Raw genomic sequence first — 16,071 nt, forward strand, 5'->3', positions numbered from 1 at the left:
TCCTGTGTCATCCGATCTCCGCCGGATTGATTGGCGTCACCATACTCCAAATGATGCGAATGTAACAGGAATGCCAGTCATGTACGGTGATAGCCGGTTCAGCGACGTGGCAACAGGCGGATACCAACCCCGATGGCGACAACCAGCGCCGACGCACTCAACACCGATACCGCGCCATACCCCAGACTGTCGAACAGTGCGCCACCGAGGGCCGAACCGACCATAAAACCGCCATAGGTAACGCCGGTATTGATCGACAGGATGGTGCCACGCCGGGACGGATCGACACCGCTGAGGCCGGAGACCACGGCATTCAGTGCCATATGGTTGAGCAGGCCGAACACCACCATCAGCCCGGCGAGCGGCATCATGCCAAGCGCCGCCATCACCGGCATGGCGAGATAGACCGCGGTAATCACGATATTGCTGAACACACTGCTGCGCGCGGTGCCGAGGCGGTCGATCACACCGCTGACCAGCCCGGTAATGGCAAAACCGATGCCATAGCAAAGCGCCAGCATACTGACCGTGCCGGAACCGCCGCCGTGAAGCGCGCGGGCATGGGCACCGAGGAAGCCATAGGCGGCATAGAAGGCCAGCATGATACAGAAGCAGATCGCCAGCAGTGGCCGGACCATCGGCACGGCGAGCGCTGCCCGCAGCTGTGCCAGCCCCATGGTCTTGCGGGTTTCGGCGACCATGCCCTTACGATGACGGGTCAGGCATGAGGTGCCGATGGCAATCACCAGCGCCAGACCGGCCATAACCTGCAAGGCACCGCGCCAGCCGAACCAGTCACCAAGCCAGCCGCCGAGCGGCACACCGGCAATCATGGCAATCGACCAGCCCATCAGCACCTTGCCCATGAAGGCGGCATTGCGACCGACCGGGGCCATATCACCGGCAGCGGCATAGGTGATTGGCAGCAATACCCCCGCCGCCATACCGCCCATGACCTGTGCCAGCGCAAACAGCAGCCAGTGATCGGCCTGCGAACCGAGGGCAAGAGCGACGGCCAGTACCAGCAGGCCAAGGGTCAGCACCCGGCGGCGGGCAAAGCCATCGAGGCGCGGGCCGAGCAACACCGCCGACAACCCAGTCGCCCCGCCATAGGCACCAATGGCGATCCCAATCTCGCCCGCACCCACCGACAAGCCCTTGGCAAGATCGGGGATCAGGGGCGACATCATCAGCGACTGTGAGCCGACAATCGCGACGGTGAGCACCAGTATGGTGAGGTCAAAGGCAGGCTTCAGCCGCTGGACCGTATCCAACCACGCAGCCTGCCGATCATGGGCTATAACCGTGTGAAAATCGCTCATACCGCACCATCGCTCAATCAATACAAAATTCTGATATATGGAAATTGACCGAATTTTATACGGCTGTATTGTAATTTTTTACGGTTTCATTCAAAAACCAATGACATTCGGCGAAACCTGCGAGGAGGGCTGGCGATGGATGATCTGGACCGAAAATTATTAGCCGCACTGCAGGAGGATGCGGGCCAGCGCTATGCCGATCTCGCCGAACGGCTCGGCCTGTCGGCCCCGGCACTGCATGAGCGGGTCAAGAAGCTGAAGGCGCGCGGCGTCATCAAACGCACCACCATCGAGATGGATACCGATGCGCTTGGCTACGGCCTGTGCAGCTTCATTCATGTGGATACCAGCACCCCGCCGGAGGGCGGCTGGAACAAGGAAGAGATCGCCGACGTGCTGCGCGGCGAACCGGCGGTTGAGGAAGCCCACGCCATTGCCGGTTCGACCTGCATGATCCTGAAGGTGCGGGTGCGCAATGCCGATGAGCTGGGCGCATTCCTGAAACGGCTGTTCGCCATACGCGGCGTGGTACGGACCGAGAGCTTTATCTCGATCGACACCCTGATCGACCGCGGGCCATCAGCCCTGCCGGCAACCGTCCCGTCAGAGGCGTAAGCCGCCAGCGCCGGGGCTGTCCGGTTTTGCATTCGGCGGTACCCGCAGTTTCGGCAGGCGCTGTTCGCCCGTATCACCAAGCAAGCGTTTGGCAGTCATACCCCAGTTCGGGTTCGGGCCGGATGATTTTGGCATCACGGGCTTGCCATCGGTCTTGAGCCAGTGCCCCTGATCACCTGATGGCAGCGGGAACGGCGCCTTGTCCTTGCCGGACTTCACCAACATGCCATAGGGCGGCAACGTGACCTCGACGAACTCACCGGGACCGAGCAGGCGGTTGCCGGTAATATCCTCGACCAGATCGTAATTGCTGATCTTGTAGGTCACCTCATCGCCGGTGGTATTGAACAGCGCGGTTACCTGATTGTCGCCCTTGCCACGCTTGAACGCCAGCAGCGGCTCATCGAGCTTCTGGTAGAACTCGATCGGTGCATCGGCGAGGTCGCGGTTGGCCTTGCGCCAGGCATTGACCCGGCGGGTATAGTTGAGAGTGGAATCCGGATCGGGGTCCTGCACCGATACCGCGCGCTCGTGATAGCTCTCGGGGATCGGCAGCCAGCTGTCATCGGCGGTCGAGAAACCGGCCTGATTGGCATCCTTCTCCCATGGCATCGGCACCCGGCTCGGGTCGCGTCCCTCCATCAGCGAACCACGCTCGGCTGCCGGATCAACGCGGCGATCCTCGGGGATCGGGGCATCGGGCAGGCCCAGCTCCTCACCCTGATACATGAAGACGGTGCCCGGTAGCAGCGCCAGCAGGGCATTCAGCTGCTTGGCCCGCGCCGAATCGGGATCAGGCCCGCCCCAGCGGCTCGCAGCGCGCGGCACATCATGGTTCGAGATCGCCCATGAGGCATAACCATCGCCCGGCAGGCCGTCATAATATTCAAACACGCCCTTGATATATCCGGCGCTGAGGCTGCGATCGAACAGCGAGAAATTATAGGCGGTGTGCAGCAGGTCATCACCATTGGTATAGGATTTGGCGATTCCCATGCCGTTATCGTCGCCGATCTCACCGACCATGAAGGCACCCGGATACTGATCCGTCAGCTTGCGCAAACGCCGTATGAAGTCGAGCGTCTCTGGCCGGTTCTTGTCATAGATATGCTCAAGCTCGCTGTAGCTGTTGCCAGCCGTACCGGATTTGACCGGACAGTCACGCAGTTCGAGATCATGGCAAAGGAAGTTGATGGCATCGAGGCGCAGCCCCTTGACCCCCTTCTTCAGCCAGTATTCTACCTCGCCCAGCATCGCTTCCTGCACATCGGGATTGTGCATGTTGAGGTCCGGCTGGGCCTTGTCGAAATTGTGCAGATAATATTGCTGGCGGCCCTCATGCCATTGCCATGAGCTGCCCCCGAACACGCTCTTCCAGTTGTTCGGCGGTTGCCGCTCGCCATCCTCACCGAGTTCGGGATCGGCCCAGACATACCAGTCGGCCTTCGGGTTATCGCGGCTCGACGCACTCTCCTCGAACCATTTGTGGCGGTCCGAGGTATGGGACATGACCATATCGACAATCACCGGCAGGCCGCGCTTGTCCGCCTCGGCAATCAGCCGGTCGGCATCGTCATTATTGCCGAAGATCGGGTCGACCTTGCGATAATCGGATACGTCATAGCCGAAATCGGCCATAGGCGAGGCGAAGAACGGGGAAATCCAGATGCCCTCGACGCCGAGGCCCTTCACATAATCCAACCGCTCGATAATACCGGGCAGGTCACCGACACCGTCGCCATTGCTGTCCTGAAACGAGCGCGGGTAAATCTGGTAGAGCATGGCACCACGCCACCAGTCGGGATCGAATGAACTATCGGATGCAGGGACGGGCGTTGAATTGCCGGACTCTTGAGCCGCCAAGGGTAGGTTCCTCCAGTGTTTTTTAACCGGCAACAATTCGCCGCCGGGAACCTGTCTTCAGGTTTCATTTTTATGACAATGGAGAATAGAGGATGGGCAAGAAAGCTCCCAAGCAGGGTTAGGCCAGCACTTCTGCCGCATTGACCCAGTGCCAGCCCTCGGTTGCCTCACCCCAGCTCGGGAATGGTGAGTAGTCATCACCCAGCACCAGCACGCCATAGGCAGGCATGGTGAGAAGCGCACTCTCATCCGGACCATGGCCAAGTGCAGCGAGCAATCCGGCATCGTCGATCTGCAGGCTGATCCTGGTATCCGACAGGTTGAACAATGCCGTCAGTTGCCTGTGTCCGTCACTGCGACGGAAGGCAAATAACGGGTCTGGCAGCAGCTCGAAAAATTCCAGCGGCTGACGGGTCAGATCAAGGTTGAGTTTGCGCCAGGCAATCAGCGCGCGGGTAACATTGAGGGTGGAGAAGGCATCATCCTCCTGTCGGTCGACACTGAGTGGCGGATAGCTGTCAGGGATCGGCAGCCAGGCATCATCGGCAGCGGTGAAACCGGCCTGCGGTCTGTCCGCTTCCCATGGCATCGGCACCCGGCACGGATCGCGTCCCTCAACCACCGAGCCACGCCCGACCGCCGGATCAACAATCCGGTCATCGGGGATCGGCCCATCCGGCAGGCCCAGCTCCTCGCCCTGATACAGGAATACGGAACCCGGCAGCAGCGCCAGCAGGGCATTGAGCTGCTTGGCCCGTTCGGGGTCGGCGATATAGCGGTCGCCATCGGTGGACCAGCGGCTGACCGTCCGGCTCACATCATGGTTCGACATCGCCCATGACGGCCAGCAGTCACCGGGCAGATTGTCATAGGTCTGGAAAATCGCCTGCAGGGTGGCGGCACTTTGCGGTCGCGCGAACAGGGCGAAATTATAGGCGGTATGCAGCAGGGTCTCGTCGGCGCTGTATTGCTTGGCGAGCGCCATGTCGTTCTCGTCATGCACCTCACCAACCATGAAGGTGCCGGGATAGCGGTCAGTCAGTGCCCGCAAGCGACGGAGGAAATCGAGTACTTCCGGCTGGCTCTTGTCATAGACGTGGATCAGGTCCTCGTAAAAGCTGCCATCGGTGCCGGGCTTCAGCGGCGCATCGGGGAAGGCCTCGTTATGGAAGGCATAGTTGATGGCATCGAGGCGCAGGCCGCTGATGCCCTTGGCGAGCCAGAATTCGACCTCGGCCAGCACGGCATCCTGTACGTCCGGATTGTGCATGTTGAGGTCCGGCTGCCCGACCACGAAATTGTGCAGATAGAACTGCTGGCGCGGTTCATGCCATTGCCACGAACTGCCACCGAACACGCTCTGCCAGTTGTTGGGCGGCTGCATCGTGCCATCGGCACCGCGCTTGCCGTCATGCCAGACATACCAGTCGGCCCGTGGATTATCGCGGCTCGATGCACTCTCGATGAACCAGGCATGCTGGTCCGAGGTATGGGACAGCACCATGTCGAGCACCACACCAAGCCCGCGCTGGCGTGCCTCGACAATCAGCCGGTCGGCATCATCATTGCTGCCGAACAGCGGATCGACCTGCCGGTAATCGGCAACGTCATAGCCGAAATCATCCATCGGCGAGGCAAAGAATGGCGAAACCCACACAGCATCGACGCCGAGACTGGCAATATAATCCAGCCGCTCAATGATGCCCGGCAGATCGCCGACACCGTCTCCGTTGCTATCCTGATAGGACCGCGGATAGACCTGATAGATCACCGCGCCGCGCCACCAATCTTCCTGCTGCATAAACCACCCTGAAATCCTCTGTTTCATCCCTGATACGATGGTCAACCGGATGTCGCAAGACCACGGGGCGGGCATTTCCTGTGCATAGGTGATTTTTAAACTGTCATCAGGAGCCGGGTTTGCGCCCCGGTATCGGCGCGCTGTCGGCGCGGAACAGGCGGTTGAGCAGGTCGGTGCCGGTGGCAAAACCCGTGCTGTCGCTAACCAGCGTCTGCTTTTCCTGACTACGTTTATAGACATAGATGCCAAGCACCGAGAGGCCGACCGTCCAGATCGTGCCCAGTGACGCCATGGCGGCGATTACCGCACCGGCCTTGCCCGGATCGGTGACGATGACATAGGCGATCGCGCCCATCTGCCCGGCCCATGTCAGCGCCATCACATAGCCAAAGGTTGGCCGCATACGGCGAACATAGGCATCACCAGAGGCAACCTCGGTCCGCAGGCTGGCATTCACCTCGGCGATGGTGGTGCGGTATTCATCCGCTGCAATCTGCGCCATGCGCTCGGTATGGCGGTTGGCCTCGGCCACCCGTTCGGGCGTGATCTTGCCAGCGGTGATCGCGTCATCCACCTGTGACAGGGCATCGGCGGCCCCGTCAGCTATCGGGTTATCGAGTTTGCGCAAGCCCTCACCCACGAGCTTGATGAGCAGGGGAATGCCGAGTTGCGCCAGTATTGCCGGGATCATGACCACATTCCCCTACGCCGCAAGCCGGTAGAACAGGTGCCGACCGATGGCGGCTATCGGGCGCTGACCAACCGCCCAGCCCGGCGTGATGCCCTGCGCGTGGTAATGGGTGGCGCCGAGCGCATCGGGTGGTGCGGTCAGATCGCGCAGCATGCCGTTCACCGCCTGCCGGGCAATCTGCAGCGCCGTATCGAAGGCCGGATCATCCGCGGTCACCGCCGCCAGTTTCGCCCGGTTCGGATCATCCTCGTTCCAACAGGAGAACTGCCACGGCTTGCGACAGACGCTGGTGACATCATGGCCCCACCAGAAACGGTTGCCATGCTGCCGGGCCACCGCCACGCGGTTCATGATCACCGCTGCCACCGCCGCCATGCCGAGCCTGCCCTCGCCCCGCGCCTCCCCCCAGAGAGTGCGCGCAAGGGTATCGACCGCGTGGCTGACATGAACATCCGATGCAGGCGCGACATCAGCGGTTTCGGGAGGGGATGCGGCACCATCAACGGGCACCAGTCTTGGTTTGGTAATCATCGGCTCAGCCTTTCAGTTGCAGGTTGTCTTCGGCACGCTGGAACACACTGCTGTCGAGCTTGGCCTCGATCCGCAGCAGGTGGTGGGTCAGGCGCTTTTCGGTATCCTTCAGCAGCGCCACCGAGGCATAGGATCGGGCCACATCAAACTTGAACCCGGCCAGTTCGGCACGCAGTTCGTCGAGCATGTTCTTGGCCCGGTCGGCGGTGTCGCTATTGGCCCGGTGTGCATCCAGACGGTTGCGCCAGATCAGCACCGCCAGCGCCGTCAGGGCGGGTAGTTCGACAATGGTGATCCACCAGATCAGGTCATCGGAAAAAGTCATGGTCAGGTACTCCGGCACTAACCGCCCTGCCAGTCGGGGCGCGGGCGGGTTGGTTTGGTCTTGCGGGTCGGACGGATGAAGCGGACCGGTTCCACCGACAGGCATCCGGCAACGGCGTCGAGACCGTCATCGCGGGCCGGGCCGGTGATGCCCGGTCGCCAGTCGGTCAGTTCATCCATGAACGGGCTGGCCAGCACCTGCCCATGGGCCGAGAGGGCACCGGCGGCGAGCACGGCGTCGAAGGCCTCCATGATCCGCTGATCCTTCGGCTTGCGGCTGGAAACCTCCACCACGGCAGCCTCGATCCCCTGTTCGCGTAAAACCTGTCGCAACAAGCCGGGCAGGAACCGCCCGATGCCGTTGATCTCCAGATATACGGCGGGCAAGTGATGGTCGGCTAGGAAGCCCGCCACCTGTCGGCATTGCTGGGTCGCCTCATCGGTCTGGTCACCCGGCGCAATGGTCAGATAGCGGATACGGTGCAGCCAGTAATGACCGTCCTCGCCGGTAAAGACACAGGCGACCACGCTGCGGTCACGTTTGGCCCGTGTGCGCAACAGATCATCGGATACCGCCTGACCGAAGGCCGGGTCCCACCAGCAGGCAGCCGACACCAGCCGCTGTTCACCGAGCCGCAGAACCGGGCGGCCATGGGCTTCCTGATAGGCCAGTTCGGTGTCGTAGCGTTTGAGCTGCGCCGGGTTCAGGTGTCCGGCCTCAATGGTCAGCGGTCGCAGCAGCATCTGCGCGGCAAACCGTGCCGGACCGGCCTTGCGCCGCAATGCCTCAATCGCCGCTGCCGGGAACCGCTCGGGCCAGACGCTGTTGCCCTCAGCGGTCACAATCGGACGCACCAGCCGCTTGAACCGGGCCAGAAACCCGTCCTCACCGGCATCGGTATAGAGGCTGTCCCGGTGATGCGGCGTGCCAAGATAGAGCTGGGTACCGCCGGGCGTCAGCACGAAGTCGATTTCCGCCAGCCGCTCGCGCAGACGTTCGCGCTGTTCTGCCGTCGCCGCCGTGTTGGGTACCTCCACATCGTCGCAGATAACCAGATCGGCCCGGCTGCCGGTGATATTGGCCTCGATTCCGCGCGCCATGACCGAGGGGTCGCGCAATTCCAGTTCGCGGCGGATGGTGAACCGGTCATTGGCCCATTGATCGCGCGATCCCACCGGCATCAGGTCGGCGGTCAGGGGGTGGCGTTCGATTACCCGGCGGATATTGCGCACCATCTTGCCGGCCAGCGCCTCATCCGCCGACAGCACGAGGATGCGCAGATTGTTGTCGAGCGCCAGCCGCCATGCGCAATAGAGGCCGGTGAGCGTGGACTTGCCGCAGCCACGGAATGCCATGATCAGCAAGCGGCGGTCGCCCTGAACCAGACGCTCGTTGAGCCAGCGAGCAATATCGCGGTGAATGGCCGGTGTCTGCTGCGCCTGTACCTCGTTCCAGGTGGCGATGAACAGGTCGAGCGGGATCATGTGGCGTAGTTGCCGCTATCAGCATCGGTAACCGGCGGACTGTCCTGATCCAGCACCTGCAATGTCGCCTGTGCCTTCTCGATCAGGCTCGGCAGGGTATCGGCACCGTCATCGATCCGATCCTGATCCGCCTGATCCTCGGCCATGACCAACCGACCGAGTTTCAGCAGTGCCTCGAGATGCGAGATCGCCGCTTTCAGCCCGGCATGATGGGCGGCATAGGATTTGGCATCACCCGCCGCATCATCACCCGGATTGCTGGCAAAATCCGTATATGATTCCAGCGCGCGCTGGATCGCCTGCGGCAGGGCCGCGAGCAATTCCTGACGTGCCGCAAGAAGAACGCTGTTCCGCATAAACGAAGTCCCGTATCCCGTCTGTCTGTTCTGTTTTGAAATCGTGATCAGCTGTGCTGGCTGATGATCTGCCACCCGGCACCGTTCGACATGACGGTGAGCGCATGGCCCTTGCCGGTCAGGCTGATCACCTGATTGTCCGGCCCGCTGCCACCTTCCTTGGTCACCGTCAGGTCATTGCCGGAATTGTCATTGCGCTTGATGGTGACAAGCCGCCCAACGGCAGAGATCGCCGAGGGCGCGGGTAGGCGCACCTCCACATCGCCGCTATAGGCATCAACCAGATAGAGGCGGCGGGTCAGGTCCGGGGTAAAGACACCGGGATCGCCATGGAAATCGGCATTAGCCGCCATATTGTTATGGGCAATGACCCACCAGTCGGCACCGTTCGACACCACCGTCGCGTAATCATAACGGGCACCGAGACGCAGCACCCGGCCATCGGGGCCGGGACCGCCGAGTTCGCTGATAACGATCTGGTTGGGCGAGGCATCGGTTTTCTTGATCGTCACCACCGCGCCATTGGCATCGACGGCAGCGGGCAGCCGCGCCGTCACCTCGCCGTTGAAGGCACTGACCAGATACATTGAGGTGCTCAGATCGACATCGAACGTAGCGCTGTCGGCAAACTCCCGGAACTCGGTATCAAAGCGCAGCAATTCGGTGGTGAGATCGGTAATCCGGGTCTTGCCGATGCGGTTCTTGTCCGGGTAGCCGGCGTTATAGGCGGTGTATTCGCCGCCACTGTGATCCTCGATCGCCGCACCGTCACTGGCCGATAGCAGGTTGACGATAGAGGTCTCCACCGACCCGTCATCGAGGATGATGTTCGAGAGACCGCCCGATGCCTCGGTATAGCAATTCACCAGCAGCGTCTTGTCGGTATCGGCACCAATGCGGATACAGCCCGCCCCCTCTGGTCCCAGATTGACCTCGAAATCGGTGAAGCTGTTGTTGAACCGCCCGGCCTCCAGATAGAGGCCGTAGCCGGTCGATCCGGCCCCGAGGGCATAGACCCGGCACTGGCTGAACCGGTTGGCATTGGGCGTATCACCGGCACCGGATTTGAGCAGGTGGATGCCGTGACGGCCATGCCGGACCACCAGCACACGGGCGAAATTGTTCCAGTAGCAGGGCTTGCCACTGTCGGTATAGCCATCGAGGACGAGGCCATCTGTGGCGTTCCAGATCGTCACATCGCGCACGGCATTCTGCACGCAGGGGCTGACCCGGCCCCGCATCACGATACCCGCCGACCCGCCATCAAGCTGCAGATCGGCGACGGTGGCGTAATTGCCCGGCATCTCGATCAGCGGGAAGCTGTTGGTGGTGGCCTTGATGATCGTGCCCTGCCCCATGCCGAACAGACCGCGATTGTCGCTGACCTCGATGGTCGAGGTGATGATGTAAGTACCGGCAGGCAGCAGCACCGATTTGTGGCTGGCGAGTGCCGCCTGTATCGCCAGCGTGTCGTTGGTCACGCCGTCGCCCTTGGCCCCGAAATCGCGCGCCGAAACCCAGTCCTTGAGCTTGTCGGTCAGATCGCGGGACACGGCACCGGCACCATCGGCGGTAACGGTTTCGGGCGCACCACCCCCGCTGCCACCCTCGCCGCCAACTGCGGGGTCATAGATCGCCGGATTGCCGCCACTGTCGAAACCGAGCAGCTTGCCCGCACGCTGTTCGCGACCCGGCAGGGCGCTCGATGCCGGGCTGTCGGTGCTGTCATAGCTCAGCGCCCGTTTCGCCCCGGCATCGACCTGCTGGATACAGGCCGTCAGGTAATCAAGCTCGTTATTCAGGGTCCGGGCGGCGAAGTCTCCGCCCTCCTGAAAATCCGTGACCCGGGCAATCGGCAGGCGTCGTTCAAGGGTCACCAGCGTCCCCCCGTCCGGCACCGCATCGAATACCACCGTGCCGCCATTGCTGTTCCCGGCACCGGTGACGGTAAAGCCGGTGACCTGCGGCGCACCGTTGAGCGCCACAGACAGGTCGGCGGCCTCAAAGATGGCGAAAGGATAGGTGAAGCTGGTCTGGATACCATCGGCGGCATACTGGATGCGCGGCGAGACACCGCTCAGCTTGATATGGCTGTCGGACATGGATTTGCTCTGACTATGGGTGAAGGAATGACGCGGGTGACGGCGATGGATCAGCCGAGATAGGTCAGCAGCTGGAAGCGCTGGGCCTCGGCCAGACGGGTGCGTTCAAGCAGGTTGTTCTGGCGCAAATTGGCGAGGTCCTGGGTCAGCCCGGCCTCACGGATCGCATCGGTACGGCGGCGGGTTTCGCCCTCGCTCTCACTCTCCTCGATCAGCCCGCGCAAGACCGCCTGCCCGGAGCCGCTGGCGGTATCGACACCGCGCGCGCCAAGGCTGACCCGCTGGCTCGCCAGCGCCCGGCGTAGATCATTGCGGCGCTCTTCCTCGGCCATCGCACTGCTCTGCTGCCATTCGGCCTGCTGCTGGGCCAATTCCTGCTGGGCCTGCGAGAAACCGAGGTCCTGCTGCGCGACCAGCGCGTCGTAGCTGTTCTGCTGTTCCAGCGCGAGGCGGTTCAGTTCCCAGTCGCGCAGGCGTTCCTCATAGGCGCGCTGCTCCAGCTCCCATTGCTGTTGCTGGAGCGCGAACTGGTATTCCTGCTGTTGCCGCGCCTGCTGCTGAGCCAGTTCCTGCTGGCGGTACTGTTCCTCCAGCGCGCGGCGCTGCAACTCCCATTCGCGTTGCTGCAATGCCTGCTGATAGGCGAGGTCCGCCTGTTGCTGCTGTTGCTGGTAGCGCGCCTGCTGATAGGCATTCTCCTGCTCCTGCTGTCGGATGTCCTGATAGAGACCGACGCCGGTGGTTACGGTCGGGATGATGTCTGCGGCGGAAACGAGCGAACCCATCAGTTATTCACCTTTATCTCGAGGGAAACGGAAAGCAGTGTGAACGGCAGCGGTGCCGACTGCTCGATACGCCAGGGCGGGATTGAGAAATCCCGCCGCCAGCCATGGGCGCGAACCCGCACATCGCCCGATACCGGCGGCGGCAATTCGCCGAGTACGGCACCGGGGTCGAGATCACGCAACGGCACCTCGCGCAGGCCCTGACCGAGATCGACCCGCAGGCTCCGGGTTGATTGCAGACGGTAGGTTGCCTCCACCACCCGATAGGCCCGCCCGGCACCGACATTGGTCATGGCACTCGGCGGCAGGGGTTCGATCACATGGGTAAAGGGCAGCCCGACCTCGATCGCAGTCGCGGGCGGATCAATGGTAATCTGGCCCTCGCTGACCGTGATGGCAGGCAGCACCACATCATCGGCCTTGACCACCACCGACTGTCCGGTGAGGTGATCGAGGCCCGACCATGTGGCGCGCGGCGTGCTGTCGGTGCCGGTCAGGGCGGCATCGCTCGACACCGTATCATCGAACATCTCAATGGCATGGGCACCGTCACGTTCGGTCAGGACAAAGACATCATCGCCGACCACTGCCACCGACAGCACCTTGCCGCTGGTCGCCTGCCGGGTCCATGCTGCCACCTGTTCCGAACGGTAGACCGTGAGTGCTGCCAGCGATCCATCGGCCATGGCGCAGAACAGCAGGCGGCGACGCTGATCAAACACCAGCGAGGATGGCTGGTTGACCAGATGACGGGAAACCAGCGCCAGATCATTGGACTGATAGGCCTGCTCGATATCGGTATAGAGAAACTCCCGTATCTCCCGGCCATTGCGGGCGGCAAACAGGGTGGCACCATCCACATCGACCGGTGAGACCCAGCGGTCGGTGGCGCTGCCCACCCGGGTCTGGCGCCGGATCTGCAGCGTGGTCGGGGTCAGCGGATCACCGGTCACCATCCACTCACCACCAGAGGTAAAGACCTGCAGGTGACGACCGGAGAACAGCGCCCGGATCGCATTCACCTGATCTGACAGGATGGCAAACTCGATGGCTTCATCATCCAGACCATCGCCCAGATCGAAGTTCCAGATATCGCCACTTTTCGACAGCCACAGCCGGTTCGGCAGGGATTTAGACCCGCCGATCACCAGTCGGTCCTGATGGAACGCCGCCGCAATCGGCCAGCCACGCGCATCGGAGAAGGCGGCCTCGGACCAGCTCTTTGTGGCATCTGTGCCGGCCAGTTCCTCATGCACCAGCGCGGTCGCCTCGGTGGCACTGACCACGGCGGTAATTTCGACCTGCTTGCCGGTAATGCGGAACCGTGCGCCCTCATGGTCGGGTACGAAGATATCGGCGGAAGCGGTCAGGGTGACACTCCCCGTGGTGGCCGACGGGGTCAGGGTCACATCCGGCCCGGCATAGCGGTAGAAAGGTGCGCGTTCGGCATCATCCTCGACCACAAATGGCCATGTCTCGATCGACCAGTCGGTATCGCCCTGCCGCAGGATCACCCGCGGCTCGATATCCGGGTGACAGATCAGCAGCGTATCCGCGCTCTGGGTCCAGGCGATCTGGCCGAGCAATGCCGTGGTCCACGGCGTATCGATACTGGCGCGCTCGACCCCGTCGCGGAAGATGGTGACGAGGCGATCGGTGAAGACCAGCAGATAGGCCTGTTCGGTATTGAACTCGAACGGCACCAGCCGCCCGGCCCCGGCAACCGGCGCGAGGTGATAGAGACCGGCGCGGCGAGTGACGCCACCGGTCGGGTGGATGAACAGATTGGTCAGATTGCTGGCACCGTTCTCATAGGCGCGCAGATCACCGCGACCGTGCAGGTCCGGGCTGACCTCGCCGGAGGTGAAGTTGGTTTTGGTCTGGGTGATCCGGGTCATCGGCGTGCCTTTATCAGGCTGAAATCCTCGAACCGGGTTGGTGTGTCCTGCTGGGCGTCGATGGATTTGGCCCGCCGGAATTCATCCTCGGCAAGGCGGAACATCAGGTCGGCCCGGCTCGAACTTTCAGTGATCGGGATACACAGTTCGGCAGCCAGCCGGGCAATCAGCGCCTGATCGAAGAATGGCGGGATCGCCGCCTCATCCGGGCGGAAGATATAGGTCAGGGTCAGGGTCTCGGCATCGCTGTGCAACTGCTGACCGGTGATGCGATAGCGCAGGCCGCGCCCGCGTCCGGCCTGACCGGCGCTGAGACCGCGCAGGAAATCACCCGGCAGCTGAAACGCATGGGCAAAATCCGCCATCGGCTGATCGGTCAGGAGCGAGAGCGCCGATTGCGCCGTCGCGAAACTCCATGGATGGGCAGATAACAGCGCATCACGGGCAGTGGCATAGAGCGTCCCGGCGAGGGCGGCCTCGGTCGAGCCATCATCGAAACCGTTGATTGAGGCGGCACCAAGGCGCATCAGCGCACGGCTGGCAATATCGACGGCGGAAAGCGCCATGTGGGGTACTCCTGACTGAAAGGTTGGAAACAAGGACGTGCCCGCCGGATGCCCGCGACAGCAGTCGGCAGCGGGAGGAGGCGCATGAGTGCTGTCGCGGGCGGCAGGGATCGGCTGTTGGCGGTCAGCCGATCACCACCGGCGACGAGGGAACCGGGCTATGAGGGGATAGCGCGGGCGGGCATATCGCCGGTGGTATCGGGTTGGTTGGTTGCCGTCGGCTTATGACGACAGCAGGCTGGCCACGGTGACATCGCCATCGGTGATATCGGTGACCGAGAGCAGGTCCGTAGACGGCGTGCCATCGGTATCGATATTGGCGATGATCAGATCACCAACCTTCATCATCGGTGACGCATTGTTGAAGTAGTCATTGCTGGTGACACTGGCGTCGGTGGTTGTGTAGTGCCAGAGCGTGAAGCCGTTGGAATAGGCCAGCACGCTGCAATCGGTGGCTTCGAGGGCCATCGTCAGTCTCCTTGGATTATGGATGTGATAGAGGGGTTACGTGTTGGCGGTTATTCAGCCGGGCTTTCGTCGCAACGCATGGTGACGATGCCTTCGGGATCGATAATGATCGCGCCCTGGCTCATCATGTTGTTGACGAAATGGGCGGCGCGATCGCCGTGCCAGCTGATATCGGTTTCCACATCCGACCCGGCGGCATGGCCGATGGCGGATTTGTGATACCAGTGACAGAGGCGGACATCGCCGCTGGTCAGGGTCAGCCCGGAATGCGGAATCCAGGTGGTACCGAGCCAGCGTTTGGCCTGTGTGCCCCGGAACGGCAGATCCTCGGCACCGACATAATCGGCACTGGCGAATTCCTTGACCGCGAGCAGCTCAGTCCATTGCTTCCAGCCGACAATGGCAAAGCGCTGGCCGTCATCGGGCACGTCCTTGTCACCCAGCGCCTCGAAGGCTTCGAGTACCTTTTCCAGATCGAGACCGGTGGTGTTGCCGCCGGCATAATTGGTGGATTTGTCGAGTTCGCGGATGATCAGCTCATCGGTCTTGCGACCGAGGGCATAGGCACCGGCATTGGCAATCACCTGCCGCTCGTCGATATTGGTTTTCAGTTCGTCGAGCTTGTCGATCCAGTCACCGGCGTAGAAGTCTTCGAGGTAACAGGTCTCGTTGTCATGGGCGAGATCCATGACCGGCACCTGCCCGTTGCGGGCCTTGGTGGCGGCGATGCCCTTGCCGACCTTCTGGAAGACGGTGCTCGCCCCTTCCACATTGCCTTTGCTGCGAACTGTCTGGCGCAGTTTCGAGCCCATGCGCTGATAACCGGCATGAACTTCGCGTTCGAATTGACGCACGAACGCCTGATCGATGGTTGTGACCATTGATTTAAGACCTCATTCCTAATTTTGATGATTGTGCAGGGTAATCCCCGCACCGGGATGTGGTCCGATCCACAGGTTATGGCATGACGCCGCCAGCAATTACGGACGAGGCTCGACCTTTATCCGGCAACCCGATGCGATCCATGAGAATAGCGGTATATCCGGAAAACACGGGCCGCCGAACGGATCAGGACAGGATTGCAGCAAGGGAGGAAGGAGCCGCCGGAACCATGACCCGGTCACTATCTGAACCGGGCACAATTCGGGAGTTGATGAGCAAATAATAGGATTATATTCCAATACGTCAAGCAGAATATTACCCCTGCCTCGGATAAATCACGAATTGGTGATCCAAATCCCCGGATCGCTACGTAACTTTTAGC

At 61.9% G+C, this 16,071-nt stretch carries 15 protein-coding genes; 1 reads left to right on the top strand and 14 read right to left on the bottom strand.

Translation table 11 applies throughout. The features are described 5' to 3' along the window. Positions 1-98: 98 nt before the first annotated feature. Entirely contained in the window at positions 99-1,322 is a 1,224-nt protein-coding gene (locus tag CBB62_00405; protein OUT40869.1) for a hypothetical protein, read from the bottom strand. 135 nt (positions 1,323-1,457) lie between these two features. Here CBB62_00405 and CBB62_00410 point away from each other — a divergent pair, with 135 nt between their 5' ends. Then, positions 1,458-1,937, top strand: a complete 480-nt coding sequence (locus CBB62_00410; protein OUT40870.1) for a hypothetical protein — start codon at positions 1,458-1,460, stop codon at positions 1,935-1,937. On the opposite strand, the gene CBB62_00415 is transcribed toward CBB62_00410, so the two are convergent. The 13 genes from CBB62_00415 to CBB62_00475 all read right to left on the bottom strand — a co-directional run bounded on the left by CBB62_00415 (position 1,926) and on the right by CBB62_00475 (position 15,688). Then, positions 1,926-3,719: a hypothetical protein gene (locus CBB62_00415; protein ID OUT40871.1), complete on the bottom strand. Its 1,794-nt coding sequence runs from the start codon at positions 3,717-3,719 to the stop codon at positions 1,926-1,928. The genes CBB62_00410 and CBB62_00415 overlap by 12 nt on opposite strands. A 199-nt stretch (positions 3,720-3,918) precedes the next feature. Continuing rightward, positions 3,919-5,601 carry a hypothetical protein gene (locus CBB62_00420; protein OUT40872.1) on the bottom strand — a complete coding sequence of 561 codons (1,683 nt, stop codon included), beginning with the start codon at positions 5,599-5,601 and terminating at the stop codon, positions 3,919-3,921. Positions 5,602-5,707: 106 nt separating this feature from the next. Then, on the bottom strand, positions 5,708-6,292 hold the full coding sequence (locus CBB62_00425; GenBank protein OUT40873.1) for a ribokinase: 585 nt from the start codon (positions 6,290-6,292) through the stop codon (positions 5,708-5,710). Between the two features lie 12 nt (positions 6,293-6,304). Continuing rightward, the gene (locus CBB62_00430) at positions 6,305-6,823 is read right to left on the bottom strand and encodes a hydrolase (GenBank protein ID OUT40874.1); all 519 of its coding nucleotides are present in this window, start codon (positions 6,821-6,823) and stop codon (positions 6,305-6,307) included. A 4-nt stretch (positions 6,824-6,827) separates the two neighbouring features. After that, entirely contained in the window at positions 6,828-7,148 is a 321-nt protein-coding gene (locus CBB62_00435) for a hypothetical protein (GenBank protein OUT42562.1), read from the bottom strand. A 17-nt stretch (positions 7,149-7,165) separates the two neighbouring features. Further along, positions 7,166-8,632, bottom strand: coding sequence for a hypothetical protein (locus CBB62_00440; protein ID OUT40875.1), 1,467 nt, complete (start codon positions 8,630-8,632; stop codon positions 7,166-7,168). After that, positions 8,629-8,988 carry a hypothetical protein gene (locus tag CBB62_00445; GenBank protein OUT40876.1) on the bottom strand — a complete coding sequence of 120 codons (360 nt, stop codon included), beginning with the start codon at positions 8,986-8,988 and terminating at the stop codon, positions 8,629-8,631. Before CBB62_00445 ends, CBB62_00440 begins: the two co-directional genes overlap by 4 nt. A 47-nt stretch (positions 8,989-9,035) precedes the next feature. Further along, positions 9,036-11,090: a hypothetical protein gene (locus tag CBB62_00450; protein OUT40877.1), complete on the bottom strand. Its 2,055-nt coding sequence runs from the start codon at positions 11,088-11,090 to the stop codon at positions 9,036-9,038. Between the two features lie 50 nt (positions 11,091-11,140). Further along, the gene (locus tag CBB62_00455) at positions 11,141-11,875 is read right to left on the bottom strand and encodes a hypothetical protein (GenBank protein OUT40878.1); all 735 of its coding nucleotides are present in this window, start codon (positions 11,873-11,875) and stop codon (positions 11,141-11,143) included. Then, the gene (locus CBB62_00460) at positions 11,875-13,773 is read right to left on the bottom strand and encodes a hypothetical protein (GenBank protein OUT40879.1); all 1,899 of its coding nucleotides are present in this window, start codon (positions 13,771-13,773) and stop codon (positions 11,875-11,877) included. The genes CBB62_00455 and CBB62_00460 overlap by 1 nt, the downstream gene beginning before the upstream one ends. Continuing rightward, the gene (locus tag CBB62_00465) at positions 13,770-14,339 is read right to left on the bottom strand and encodes a hypothetical protein (protein ID OUT40880.1); all 570 of its coding nucleotides are present in this window, start codon (positions 14,337-14,339) and stop codon (positions 13,770-13,772) included. The genes CBB62_00460 and CBB62_00465 overlap by 4 nt, the downstream gene beginning before the upstream one ends. A 222-nt stretch (positions 14,340-14,561) precedes the next feature. Beyond that, complete coding sequence (locus CBB62_00470; protein ID OUT40881.1) at positions 14,562-14,807, bottom strand: hypothetical protein; 246 nt, start codon at positions 14,805-14,807, stop codon at positions 14,562-14,564. 50 nt (positions 14,808-14,857) lie between these two features. Then, positions 14,858-15,688 (bottom strand): hypothetical protein, encoded by an 831-nt coding sequence (locus CBB62_00475; GenBank protein ID OUT40882.1) that lies wholly within the window; start codon positions 15,686-15,688, stop codon positions 14,858-14,860. Positions 15,689-16,071: the final 383 nt, after the last annotated feature.

The organism is Micavibrio sp. TMED2 (assembly GCA_002168225.1).
Taxonomy (GTDB): Bacteria; Pseudomonadota; Alphaproteobacteria; order TMED2; family TMED2; genus TMED2.

Coding starts and splice junctions, on each gene's coding strand:
- CBB62_00445 (OUT40876.1), bottom strand. CDS start 8,988: ATGCGGAACAGCGTTCTTCTTGCGGCACGTCAGGAATTGCTCGCGGCC.
- CBB62_00430 (OUT40874.1), bottom strand. CDS start 6,823: ATGATTACCAAACCAAGACTGGTGCCCGTTGATGGTGCCGCATCCCCT.
- CBB62_00420 (OUT40872.1), bottom strand. CDS start 5,601: ATGCAGCAGGAAGATTGGTGGCGCGGCGCGGTGATCTATCAGGTCTAT.
- CBB62_00405 (OUT40869.1), bottom strand. CDS start 1,322: ATGAGCGATTTTCACACGGTTATAGCCCATGATCGGCAGGCTGCGTGG.
- CBB62_00475 (OUT40882.1), bottom strand. CDS start 15,688: ATGGTCACAACCATCGATCAGGCGTTCGTGCGTCAATTCGAACGCGAA.
- CBB62_00460 (OUT40879.1), bottom strand. CDS start 13,773: ATGACCCGGATCACCCAGACCAAAACCAACTTCACCTCCGGCGAGGTC.
- CBB62_00450 (OUT40877.1), bottom strand. CDS start 11,090: ATGTCCGACAGCCATATCAAGCTGAGCGGTGTCTCGCCGCGCATCCAG.
- CBB62_00455 (OUT40878.1), bottom strand. CDS start 11,875: ATGGGTTCGCTCGTTTCCGCCGCAGACATCATCCCGACCGTAACCACC.
- CBB62_00465 (OUT40880.1), bottom strand. CDS start 14,339: ATGGCGCTTTCCGCCGTCGATATTGCCAGCCGTGCGCTGATGCGCCTT.
- CBB62_00425 (OUT40873.1), bottom strand. CDS start 6,292: ATGATCCCGGCAATACTGGCGCAACTCGGCATTCCCCTGCTCATCAAG.
- CBB62_00410 (OUT40870.1), top strand. CDS start 1,458: ATGGATGATCTGGACCGAAAATTATTAGCCGCACTGCAGGAGGATGCG.
- CBB62_00415 (OUT40871.1), bottom strand. CDS start 3,719: ATGCTCTACCAGATTTACCCGCGCTCGTTTCAGGACAGCAATGGCGAC.
- CBB62_00470 (OUT40881.1), bottom strand. CDS start 14,807: ATGGCCCTCGAAGCCACCGATTGCAGCGTGCTGGCCTATTCCAACGGC.
- CBB62_00435 (OUT42562.1), bottom strand. CDS start 7,148: ATGACTTTTTCCGATGACCTGATCTGGTGGATCACCATTGTCGAACTA.
- CBB62_00440 (OUT40875.1), bottom strand. CDS start 8,632: ATGATCCCGCTCGACCTGTTCATCGCCACCTGGAACGAGGTACAGGCG.